General features: G+C 71.4%; 7 protein-coding genes. 3 read left to right on the top strand and 4 right to left on the bottom strand.

The annotated features are described in order from the left end of the window. Positions 1-183 precede the first annotated feature (183 nt). Both B4K29_RS01520 and B4K29_RS01525 read left to right on the top strand, forming a co-directional pair. Positions 184-474, top strand: coding sequence for a hypothetical protein (locus tag B4K29_RS01520; RefSeq protein WP_019286942.1), 291 nt, complete (start codon positions 184-186; stop codon positions 472-474). Between the two features lie 142 nt (positions 475-616). After that, positions 617-1,963 (top strand): SLC13 family permease, encoded by a 1,347-nt coding sequence (locus B4K29_RS01525; RefSeq protein ID WP_313534983.1) that lies wholly within the window; start codon positions 617-619, stop codon positions 1,961-1,963. Between the two features lie 207 nt (positions 1,964-2,170). Here B4K29_RS01525 and B4K29_RS01530 read toward each other — a convergent pair whose 3' ends face one another. From B4K29_RS01530 to B4K29_RS01545, 4 genes are all read right to left on the bottom strand, one after another. Next, positions 2,171-2,800, bottom strand: a complete 630-nt coding sequence (locus B4K29_RS01530; protein WP_029211054.1) for a hypothetical protein — start codon at positions 2,798-2,800, stop codon at positions 2,171-2,173. Then, positions 2,797-4,575 carry a malto-oligosyltrehalose trehalohydrolase gene (treZ, locus tag B4K29_RS01535; RefSeq protein WP_286960425.1) on the bottom strand — a complete coding sequence of 593 codons (1,779 nt, stop codon included), beginning with the start codon at positions 4,573-4,575 and terminating at the stop codon, positions 2,797-2,799. The genes B4K29_RS01530 and treZ overlap by 4 nt, the downstream gene beginning before the upstream one ends. A gap of 56 nt (positions 4,576-4,631) precedes the next feature. Continuing rightward, positions 4,632-7,004 carry a malto-oligosyltrehalose synthase gene (gene treY / locus B4K29_RS01540; RefSeq protein ID WP_286960163.1) on the bottom strand — a complete coding sequence of 791 codons (2,373 nt, stop codon included), beginning with the start codon at positions 7,002-7,004 and terminating at the stop codon, positions 4,632-4,634. A 155-nt stretch (positions 7,005-7,159) separates the two neighbouring features. Next, positions 7,160-9,763, bottom strand: a complete 2,604-nt coding sequence (locus B4K29_RS01545; protein ID WP_286966255.1) for a DEAD/DEAH box helicase — start codon at positions 9,761-9,763, stop codon at positions 7,160-7,162. A gap of 169 nt (positions 9,764-9,932) precedes the next feature. Here B4K29_RS01545 and B4K29_RS01550 point away from each other — a divergent pair, with 169 nt between their 5' ends. Beyond that, the gene (locus B4K29_RS01550) at positions 9,933-10,895 is read left to right on the top strand and encodes an L-lactate dehydrogenase (RefSeq protein WP_239261371.1); all 963 of its coding nucleotides are present in this window, start codon (positions 9,933-9,935) and stop codon (positions 10,893-10,895) included. The last annotated feature ends 306 nt before the right edge of the window (positions 10,896-11,201 follow it).

Genomic DNA, 11,201 nt, shown 5'->3' on the forward strand with positions numbered 1-11,201 from the left:
CCGCGGAACGAACCCAATGGGCGCGGGTGAGTGACAGCGGGAGCGAGGCGCGAAGGGGGCGGATGCGGGTGCATCCGCCCCCTTCGTCACGTTCCGGGGTGGTTGCGCAGCAATCGGTTAGGGCATTGGAGCGGACTCCTGGCCCCCTTGGCTACTGGCGGGTACGTAAGGCATCCTCGGATCATGAGCCTCACCGCCCGTTGGGCCTCCCGTCGTGAAACCACCGCGGCATCTGACCTTGCACCGATCATCGAGACGGAGCCGCGAGATCCCTCGCACGAGCCGACCTGGCACGTGATCGAGAACGGCAGCTTCTGCCACGGCGAGTGCCTCGAGTGCCGATGGCACGGTCCCGGGCGGCGGTCCAGGGGCAGCGCCCGCAAGGATGCCGAGCTGCACGCCCTGACCGGCTGCGGCGACGAGGCGCAGCTGCGAAGCCTGTTCCCGGCGGGCGCCTTCGAGGGCACCGCCTGATCACAGCTCGTATGGCGAAGGCCGCTACCCGCGTGGGTGGCGGCCTTCGCCATACGACCAGACGGGCACGACCCCCGACGAGCCGAACCGCGGCGTGGGTGCCATCCTGGACTCCCACGCGCCGGAGCCAAGGGGCTGACCAATGCTGATCGTCCTCCACACCACCATCGCCATCGTCCTGGTGATCCTGCTGATCATCAGGTTCAAGGTGGACCCGATCATCTCGCTGGTCCTGGCATCCCTCTATCTCGGCCTCGCGTCGGGCATCGGCTTCGGCAAGACGGTCGACGCCATCACGGGCGGTTTCGGCGACATCATGGCCAAGATCGGTCTGCTCATCGGCTTCGGGGTGCTGATGGGCGCCCTGCTGCACGCGATGGGGGCCTTCAAGACCATGGTCGAGGCGCTGGTCCGCGTGGTCCCACCCGGGAAGCTGCCGTATGCCCTGGCCATGGCGCTCGCGACGATCTTCCCCTCGATCTACGTCGACGTGCAGGTGGTCCTCGCCGCCCCCGTGGCCCGCTCGTCGGCGCCGTTCATCGGCAAGAGGGGGCTTCCGTTCCTGGCCGGCGCGCTGGGCACGGGCATCTTCTGCGGCTACGTCTTCGTGATCCCCGGACTCGCGGCGATCTCCATCGCCGGCCTGCTCAAGGTCCCGCTCGGCACCTACCTGCTCTACGGCATCGTCATCGGACCGCTGACGGCGCTGATCACGGTCTGGGTGTTCGGCCGGATGCTCGCGATGGGCTGGTGGAAGGCCGACCGGGACGAGGAGGAGTCCGAGGCGCTCACCGAGTCCGAGCAGGCCGACGACCACGTCGCGGCCGACCGCCGCCCCTCCCTGCTCCTGTCGCTGCTGCCGATCATCGTGCCGCTGCTGATGATCGCCTTCGGAGCGTTCGCCGAGCTGCTGGACTTCTCCAACGACGTCATCGCGTTCATCGGCGACGCGAACGTCGCGCTGTTCCTCGGTCTCGTCGGGGCCTACGTGATGGCGCGGCGGTTCATCGGGACGACCCAGACCAACGACGCCTTCGCCGACGGCCTCCACACCACGGGTGAGATCCTCCTGGTCACCGGCATCGGTGGCTCCCTCGGCGCGGTCATCAAGGCCACGGGCCTGGCCAAGGTGCTCGGCGGGCTCTTCTCGGTCAACGAGTCCGCGCCCGTGATCCTCAGCATCCTGCTGGCCTGGGTCATCGCGGCGGTCCTGCACCTGGCCATCGGATCGGTGTCGGTGGCGGCGATCACGGCGGCCGGGATCATCGCACCCATCCTCGGGTCGATCCAGGTCGAGCCCGTGGTGATCGGCCTGGCCATCGCCTCGGGGTCGTTGTTCGCGCTGCAGGTCAACAGCAACTTCTTCTGGATGTTCAAGTCCCTGCTGGGGCTGTCGACCCAGGGAAGCCTCAAGACCATGACCACCGTGACGACCATCGCGTCCATCGTGTCGCTGCCGCTCGCGATGGCCGCAGCCATCATCGCCTGACGGGCGGCGTCGGGGCAGACGTTGGAGGAGTGAGTACGCCGGGCCGGGAGCGCCTCTCGGCACGTGGCCGCTCGTAGCGGCTGAATTTGGGACCCGGGGCTACCGCGGCCCGGCGCCCTTCCATTGTAACGAGGGGCCCCCGGAGCGCGCACATCCAGCGATCCGCCAGTCCGTGACCGCGCCCGTGCCCGTGCCCCGGGGGGCGGGTCAGGTCAGGTCGCCGGCTCGCCAGAGCCGGGCGCAGGACTCGAGGTCCTCCCCCGTCGCCAGGATCGACCCGGCCGAGCGGAGCCACTCCGCCGGCGACGTCACGGCCACCGCGTCGCTGCGGTGGGCCCGGCCCGAGGCGACGACCCGGCAGAAGGCGCCGGCCCGCTCCAGCGCCACGTCGAGCTCGCCGTCGTAGACGCCGGTGAGGATCGCGTCGGCGAGGCCGCGGATCTCGTCGGGTCCGGGCGGCTCGGCCGCGCCCGCGACGGCGTGCAGGACCACGGCGTGCGGCATACCGGCCTGGTAGTCCGACGAGGCCCCCTCGGGGTCGCGGCGCACCCACTCGCGCAGGGCGTAGAGCCGCCACAGGGCGCCGGGCAGGGAGCGCGCCGGGAGCTGCGCCCACAGCTCGGCCAGGGTGCTGAGGCCGATGTCCTCGACCAGGGTGACGAGGCGGGCCGTGACCTCGGGGTCCTCCGAGGCACGACCCGTGTGCACCAGCACCTGGGCCGTCTCGTGGGCGATCTCGGACACGACGGCGGGGTCGGGCAGCTGCCCGCCGTAGGCCTCCATCGCCTCCGGCGAGTAGAACGCCGGGCGGCGAGGAGGCGTGCGCCGGTCGGTCATCGGGGGCCGATCACGAGGGCACCCGGTCCGTCGAGGTGGACGACCCCTTCGGTCCCACCGGAACCGGCAGTGTCAGCGGCAGACGCGTGAACGGCGTCATTCCACGAGGCGACGACCCGGCCGCCGTCGAGGGGGACGTCCAGCGGGCCGTCCCCGAGGTGGGCGACGACGCGGTGGGCGCCGCGGTGCAGCACGGCCGTGCGGCCCTGGGCGTCCCAGTCGAGCGACACCTGGTCCATGGCGGCGGAGCGCAGGTCGGGGACGTCGCGGCGCAGGCGCAGCAGCGTGCGGTACCAGTCGAGCATGCGGGCGTGGATGCCCTGGTCGAGCTCGGTCCAGTCGAGGCGGGAGGCCTCGACGGTGCCGGCGGCCTGCGGGTCGGGGACCTCGTCGGCGCCCCAGCCGTGCGAGGCGAACTCGGCGGCGCGGCCGTTGCGGATGGCCTCGACGAGCGTCTCGTCCTGGTGGTCGGTGAAGTACTGCCAGGGGGTGCTCGCAGCCCACTCCTCGCCCATGAACAGCATGGGCGTGAACGGCGAGGTGAGCAGCAGCGCGGCGCCGGCGGCGAGGCGTCCCGGGTCGGTGCCCATGGACAGGCGGTCGCCGACGGCCCGGTTGCCGACCTGGTCGTGGGTCTGCAGCGACGCGACGAAGCGCCACCCGGGCACGGTCGCGCGGTCGATCGGTCGCCCGTGCACGCGCCCGCGGAAGGTCGAGTAGCTGCCGTCGTGGTAGAACGCGCCGGTGAAGACCTTTGGCAGGGCGTCCGGGGACGCGAAGTCGGCGTAGTAGCCGTCGGTCTCGCCGGTCAGGGCGACGTGCAGGGCGTGGTGGATGTCGTCGGTCCACTGGCCGTGGATGCCGATGCCGGCCGCGACCGCCCCCTCGCCGCGCGGCGTCGTCGTGCGGGCGTCGTTGCGGTCGTCCTCGGCGATGAGGGTGAGCGGGCGACCCACCTCGGCCGAGAGCTCGTCGGCGGTCCGCGCCATCTCCTCCAGGATCGGCAGCGCCCGGTCGTCGATCAGCGCGTGCACGGCGTCGAGGCGCAGCGCGTCGACGTGGAAGTCGCGCAGCCAGGTCGAGACGTTGTCGAGCAGGTAGCGGCGCACCTCGTCGCTGCCCGGTCCGTCGAGGTTGACCGCGGCTCCCCAGGGCGTGTGGTGCGCCTCGGTGAAGTACGGCCCGAACTCGCGCAGGTAGTTGCCGTCCGGCCCGAAGTGGTTGTAGACGACGTCGAGCGCGACGGCGAGGCCCTTGCCGTGCGCCGCGTCGACGAAGCGCTGGAGGCCCGCCGGGCCGCCATACGGCTCGTGCACGGCGAAGAGCGCCACCCCGTCGTAGCCCCAGTTGTGCACGCCGGGGAAGGACGCCACGGGCATCAGCTCGACGGTGGTGACGCCGAGGTCGACCAGGTGGTCGAGGCGCCCGATCGCCGCGTCGAAGGTGCCCTCGGGGGTGAACGTGCCGACGTGCAGCTCGTAGATCACCGAGCCCTCGAGGGGCTGCCCGGCCCAGTCCTGGTCGGTCCAGGCGAAGGTCGTCGGGTCGTAGGGGGTGGTGAGGCCGTGCGGGCCGTCGACGAGACGGCGGCCCCGCGGGTCCGGGCGCGGGTCGCCACCGTCGAGGCAGTAGCCGTAGGGGGCGTCGGCCGCGACGGCGTCCGTCTCGAGGTGCCACCAGCCGCCCTCGCCCCTGGTCATGGGCAGGCGCTGGTCCTCGACGGCGACCTCGACGAGGTCGGTGGCCGCGGGGGCCCAGAGCGTGTATGACGTCACAACGGTGCCTTTCGGGGGTGAGGCGGGGGTGTCGGGGAGGTGAGGTGAGGTGGGCGTCAGGAGCGGACCAGCAGGGCGACCGGCCGCTCGGTCAGCACGTCGGCCACGAGGACCTCGCCCGTCGCGGGCACGGTGATCTCGCGGCCCGTGAGCCGGTCGGTCCACGTCCCGGTCGGCAGCACGACCCGGGCGTCGCCGAAGCCGCCCTCGCGGGCGAGACGGTGCGGTGCGCGGGTCACGATCGTCGCGACGGACGCGGCCCGGATGAAGCCGATCGCGTGCTCGGTGGTCGTGGTCAGCGGGACGTAGAGGCCGGCCACGCCGAACGCGTCCGGCCGCTCGCGGCGCAGGCGCAGCGCGGCGGAGGACACGAGGAGCTTCTCGGCGGCGAGGGTGTCGGCGGGGGCTCCCGCGTCGAGCCGCGCGAGGCTCTGCTCCAGGCCGTCGTAGTCGACCGGCCGGCGGTTGTCGGGGTCGACGAGGGACCGGTTGACGGTCTCGCAGCCCTGGTAGACGTCGGGGACGCCGGGCATGGTCAGCTGCAGGAGCTTGGCGCCGAGGACGAGGGCGCGGATGGACTCGGCGTGGCTGTCCCACAGCGAGACGAGGGCGTCGTGCCGCTCCCCCGCCCGCAGGGCCTTGTCCGCGAACTCCAGGACGCGTGCCTCGTAGTCCTCGTCGCCGTCGACCCAGGCGGTGTGCTGCTTGGCCTCGCGGACCGCCTTGAGCAGGTAGCCGTTGAGCCGCTCGGGGTCGATGAGGCCGACGCCGGCGATGGTCTGCCAGATGAGATGGGCCGTGGGCTTGTCGATGCCGAGCTCGGTCGCCGCCGACCGGAAGCGCATCGACAGCTCCTTCCACGCGACCGGGTCGCCCGCGATGGCCAGGACGAAGGCGCGGGTGTCCTCGCTGCGCTTGGTGTCGTGGGTCGACAGCGTGGTCATCCCGAGCGGCCAGTAGCGCCGCTGGTGCAGCGCCCACTCGTGCAGCGCCGCGGGCGAGGCGGTCTCGAGCGCGCCGGGGTCGCCGCCGACCTCGTTGAGGGCGATGAGGCGGTGCCAGCGGTAGAAGGTGGTGTCCTCGATCCCCTTGGCCATCACCGGTCCCCACGTCTGCTGCAGACGCACCGCGAAGTCGACCGCGTTGGCGTCGGCCTCCTCGGCGGTCGCCAGCTCGTGCAGCTGCGCGAGCTCGGCCTCCAGGTCGGGGCGGGCGGCCACGGCTCCGTCATACGCCACCTGCAGCCGGCGACGGGCCAGGGGCGAGAGACGCTGGTCGGGCTGGATGTAGGCGCGGTAGACCTCGCCGGCGACGAGCAGCTCCACCACGGCGAGCTGCAGCCGGGTCGGGTCCGCCTCGGGCAGGGCCTCGCGGGCGCGGCGGACGAGCCGCTCGACCTCGGGGCCGAGCAGCTCCTCGACGACCTGGCGCTTGGCCTTGGTGACGTCGCGCTCGACGTCGAGGCGGCCGCCGCAGGCCTCCCACTGGGCGGTCAGCTCGGGCTCGGACGCCGGGTCGACCAGCGCGGTCTGGACCGCGAGCATCGCGTCGTAGCCGGTCGTGCCGTCGCAGGCCCAGTCGCGCGGCAGGCGCTCGTGGCCCTCCAGGATCTTTTCGACCCAGATGATCGTGTCCTCGCGGGACCGCGTGCGCAGTCGGTCGAGGTAGCCCGCCGGGTCGGCCAGGCCGTCCGGGTGGTCGATGCGGAAGCCGTCGATCAGGCCGCGGTGGTTGAGGTCGAGCAGCAGCGCGTGCGTCTCGTCGAAGACGTCGTCCTCCTCGACGCGGACGGCGATGAGCTCGTCGACGTCGAAGAAGCGGCGGTAGTTGAGGATCGACTCCTTCTGCCGCCAGGACGCGAGCTGGTAGTGCTGGCGCGCGAGCACGGCCTCGACGTCGTTGCTCTCGGTGCCGACGGCGATCGGGAAGACGTGCTCGAAGTAGCGGATGACCGGCTGGCCGTCCTCGAGCTCGTCGATGGTGAGGTCGCCGGCCTGGATGGTGCTGACCAGCGTGTCGCCGAGGATCGGCAGGCCGAGCCGCCCGCCGCCGGACTTCCAGTCGATGTCGAACCAGTGGGCGGTCGGCGCGTCACGACCGTCCTTGAGCACCTGCCACAGCGGCCGGTTGAGGTTCTCCGGGGCGACCAGCGCCATGTGGTTGGGGACGACGTCGACCACGATGCCCAGGCCGTGCTCGTGCGCCACCGCCGCGAGCCGCTCGAAGCCCTCGAGCCCGCCCAGGTCCTGGCTCAGCTCGGAGTGGTCCTGCACGTCGTAGCCGTGCTGGCTGCCCGTGACCGCGCGCAGGATCGGCGACAGGTAGAGGTGGGAGATGCCGAGGTCCGCGAGGTAGGGGACGCGCGCCGCGGCGTCGTCGAACGTGAACTCGTGGTGCATCTGCAGGCGGTAGGTCGCCGTCACGGTCATGGAGGGGTGCACTCCCTGGGAGCTGGTGGTGTGGTGATGGGGATCCGCGCCGGTGCGGCCGGTCCAGTCTCCCAAGGATCCGGCCGTATGGCGAAGTTGCGCCCGCCCCCGTCCAGGGTCACCGTCACCGGCGCCGGCGCCCACCCGCAGCCGGGTCAGGTCTTGTCGAGGTTGGTGGTGATCAGGACCAGCTCGCCGGTCTCGTCGGTCGCGTCGAGGTCGACCTCGGCCTGGATCCGCCAGTCGTGGTCGCCCTCGGGGTCGTCGAGGATCTGGTCGACGAGCCAGCGCCCCGGCTCCTTGGTCACCATCAGCAGGGCCGGACCACGGGCGTCGGGCCCCGTGCCGATCGCGTCGTACTCGGCATACAGGTCCTCGATCGCCTCCTGCCAGAGCTCGGCGTCCATGGGCTCGACGTCGACGGGGTCGAGGTCGGCGTCGGCGCGGGCCTGCTTGGCCACGGCGTAGGCCGCCGCGTCGAGCTCGCCGAGGTCGTTCCAGCGGCGCAGCGCCAGGAGCTCGACCTTGCGGAACATGGCGGTGCGCACCATGACTCGCAGCGCGCGCTCGTTGGCGGACAGGGGCCGAGCGCCACCGGGCAAGGGCGTCGAGAGGGCGTCGAGGGCAGCCTGCGACAGCGGCTCGTCCTCGCCGCTCGTGAGCTGCTCCCACTCCTCCAGCAGCGAGGAGTCGGTCTGGCGCACGACCTCGCCGAGCCACTCGATCAGGTCCTCGAGCTCGACCGTGCGATAGCTCGCGGGGACGGTCTGGCACAGCGCCTTGTAGGCGTCGGAGAGGTAGCGCAGCACCATGCCCTCGCCGCGGGCGAGGTTGTAGAAGGCGACGAACTCGCCGAAGGTCATGGCGCGTTCGTAGAGATCGCGGACGACGGTCTTGGGCGACAGGTCGTCCTCGCTGATCCACGGGTGCGAGCGGCGATAGGTCTCCAGGGCGGCCAGCAGCAGCTCCTCGAGCGGCTTGGGCCAGGTGACCTCCTCCAGCAGCTCCATGCGCTCGTCGTACTCGATGCCGTCCATCTTCATCTCGGCGACGGCCTCGCCACGCGCCTTGAACTGCTGGGCCATGAGCACGCCGCGGGGGTCGTCCAGGGTGGCCTCGATGATCGACAGAACGTCCAGCGCATAGGTCGGGCTCTCGGGGTCCAGCAGCTCGAACGCCGCCAGCGCGAAGGTCGACAGCGGCTGGTTGAGGGCGAACCCGCGCTGCAGGTCGTCGGTCAGCACCACCTGGCGACCGGTCTCGTCGGGCTCGTCGAGCTGGGCCACGACGCCCGCGTCGCGCAGCGAGCGATAGATCTCGATCGCCCTGCGCTGCAGGCGAGCCCGTCGTCGGTCGTCCTCGTGGTTGTCCCGCAGCAGGTCCCGTATGACGGGGAAGGGGTCGCCCTCACGCTGGATCACGTTGAGCAGCATGGAGTGCGTGACCTGCATGCGGGACTGGAGCGCCTCCGGCTCGGCGGCGGTGATGCGGTCGAACTGGTCCTCGGTCCAGCTGACCTGACCCTCAGGAGCCTTCTTGCGCTGGACCTTTCGCTGCTTCTTGGGGTCGTCGCCGGCCTTGAGCAGGGCGCGGTGGTTGTCGATCACGTGGTCCGGCGCCTGGACGACGACGGTGCCCGCCGTGTCGTAGCCCGCTCGCCCGGCCCGCCCCGCGATCTGGTGGAACTCGCGCGCCTTGAGCGGCCGCTGACGCGTGCCGTCGAACTTGGTCAGGCCGGTCATGAGCACCGTCCGGATCGGGACGTTGATGCCGACGCCCAGGGTGTCGGTGCCGCAGATGACCTTGAGGAGTCCTTGCTGCGCCAGGGTCTCGACGAGGCGGCGGTACTTGGGGAGCATGCCGGCGTGGTGCACGCCGATGCCATGGCGGACGAGGCGCTGCAGCGTCGCCCCGAAGCCCTTGGCGAAGCGAAAACCCTTGAGCTCCGCAGCGATCGCCTGCTTCTCCTCCTTGGTGCACATGTTGACCGACATGAGCGCCTGGGCCCGCTCGAGGGCCGCCGCCTGGGTGAAGTGCACGACGTAGACCGGCGCCTCCTTGGCCAGCAGCAGGTCCTCGATCGTCTCGTGCACCGGGGTCAGGACCCACTTGTAGGACAACGGGATCGGCCGCGTGGCGCTCGAGACGACGGCGGTGTCGCGGCCCGTGCGGCGGGCCAGGTCCTCCTCGAAGAAGGACGTGTCGCCGAGCGTCGCGCTCATCAGCAGGAACTGCGCCTGGGGCAGGGTCAGCAGCGGCACCTGCCACGCCCAGCCGCGCTCGGGCTCGCTGTAGAAGTGGAACTCGTCCATCACGACCTGACCGATGTCGGCCCGATCCCCTTGGCGCAGAGCGATGTTGGCGAGCACCTCGGCCGTGCAGCAGATGATCGGGGCGTGCGAGTTGACCGCCGCGTCACCGGTCATCATGCCGACGTTCTCGGCGCCGAAGGCGTCGCACAGGGCGAAGAACTTCTCGCTCACCAGGGCCTTGATCGGCGCCGTGTAGTAGGTGCGCACGCCCTGGGCCAGGGCCATGAGGTGAGCCCCCAGCGCCACCATGGACTTCCCCGACCCCGTCGGCGTCGCCAGGATGACGTTGGCCCCCGTCGCCAGCTCCAGCAGCGCCTCGTCCTGCGCGGGGTACAGCTCGATCCCCCGCTCCAGCGTCCAGTCGACGAAGGTCGAGTAGACCGCGTCCGCGTCATAGGCGTCGGCGGTGCGGTCGGCAGTGGGCGGGAGCAGGTCGGTGAGCGTCATCGTGGACCCATCGTCCCAGATCGGACGGGCGCGACCCCCACGCGCGAGCGCCCGGCATACGGCCGGCACGGCACGACCACCGGGCGTGGCGGGGATCCGAGCAGGCTGCGCGACCACGGACCATCCGCCCTAGGCTGAGGTCGCACCGACCTCGACCTGGGAGCCCACGATGAAGTACGTCCCCAACAAGATCGTCCTCGTCGGCACGGGCGCCGTCGGCATGGCCTATGCCTATGCCCTGGTCAACCAGGGGATCTGCGAGGAGCTCGTGCTCATCGACCTCAACGAGGCCAAGTCGCGCGCCGACGTCCTCGACCTCAACCACGGCGAGGCCTGGGCCCCGAGCCCGGTGCAGGTGAGCTTCGGCAGCTATGCCGACTGCCAGGACGCCGCGATGGTCGTGATCTGCGCCGGCGCCGCCCAGAAGCCCGGCGAGACGCGGCTCGACATCGCCGACATCAACCTGCGGATCTTTCGCGAGATCGTGCAGCGCGTGACCGCGTCGGGCTTCGACGGGATCTATCTCGTTGCGACCAACCCGGTGGACGTGCTGACCTATGCCACCTGGCGGTTCAGCGGCCTGCCGCCCGAGCAGGTCATCGGCTCGGGCACGACGCTGGACACCGCGCGGCTGCGCTACCACCTCGGCGAGTTCTTCGAGGTGAGCACGTCCAACGTGCACGCCCTGATCATCGGCGAGCACGGCGACTCCGAGCTCCCCGCCTGGAGCGCGGCCTCGGTCGCCGGCCGCTCGATCAGCAAGCGGATCGCCGCCGACCCGGGGCTTCGCGACGAGCTCGACGCGATCTTCCAGCGCACCCGGGACGCGGCCTACCAGATCATCGACGCCAAGGGCTCGACCAGCTATGGCATCGGGATGTCCCTGGCCCGCATCACCCGCGCCATCCTCAAGAACGAGAAGTCCACCCTGCCCGTCAGCACGCTCCTGCGTGGCGAGTACGGCCACGAGGACGTCTGCGTCGGCGTCCCCGCGATCCTGAGCCGCGGCGGCGCCAAGCACGTCGTCGAGCTGGACCTGGACGAGGAGGAGCAGGCGGCGTTCGACGCGAGCGTGGCGACGCTGCAAGGCTTCCGCGAGCGCGTCGACGCGCTCGCGACCTCTCTCGGGTAGCGCCCGCCTGCAGGGTTGGCCGCCAGGGCGATGCCGGGCCGAGCGGTATGCCGGGAGCGCCCGCCGCCTGGCGGTGGTCGGCGTGAGGGCGCGCGGTCCGGCATACGAGCACGTCCGCCACGATCCCGTCTCGGCGACTGCCCCGGTCTGCGTGGCCGCACTCCGTCTCCGGCGGCGCTCCCCGTCTCGAGCTGCAGCCGGAGACCGGAGCCGCTGGTCGAGACGGGAGACGCACCCCCAGACGGACGGCGCAGACCTACCGGGGGCCGGATCATCAGCCTGGCGAACGACGTTGGCTGCCAGCCT

Source organism: Arsenicicoccus sp. UBA6765 (assembly GCF_002453335.1).
Classification (GTDB): Bacteria; Actinomycetota; Actinomycetes; order Actinomycetales; family Dermatophilaceae; genus Arsenicicoccus; species Arsenicicoccus bolidensis.

Coding starts and splice junctions, on each gene's coding strand:
- B4K29_RS01520 (WP_019286942.1), top strand. CDS start 184: ATGAGCCTCACCGCCCGTTGGGCCTCCCGTCGTGAAACCACCGCGGCA.
- B4K29_RS01525 (WP_313534983.1), top strand. CDS start 617: ATGCTGATCGTCCTCCACACCACCATCGCCATCGTCCTGGTGATCCTG.
- B4K29_RS01530 (WP_029211054.1), bottom strand. CDS start 2,800: ATGACCGACCGGCGCACGCCTCCTCGCCGCCCGGCGTTCTACTCGCCG.
- treY (WP_286960163.1), bottom strand. CDS start 7,004: ATGACCGTGACGGCGACCTACCGCCTGCAGATGCACCACGAGTTCACG.
- B4K29_RS01545 (WP_286966255.1), bottom strand. CDS start 9,763: ATGACGCTCACCGACCTGCTCCCGCCCACTGCCGACCGCACCGCCGAC.
- B4K29_RS01550 (WP_239261371.1), top strand. CDS start 9,933: ATGAAGTACGTCCCCAACAAGATCGTCCTCGTCGGCACGGGCGCCGTC.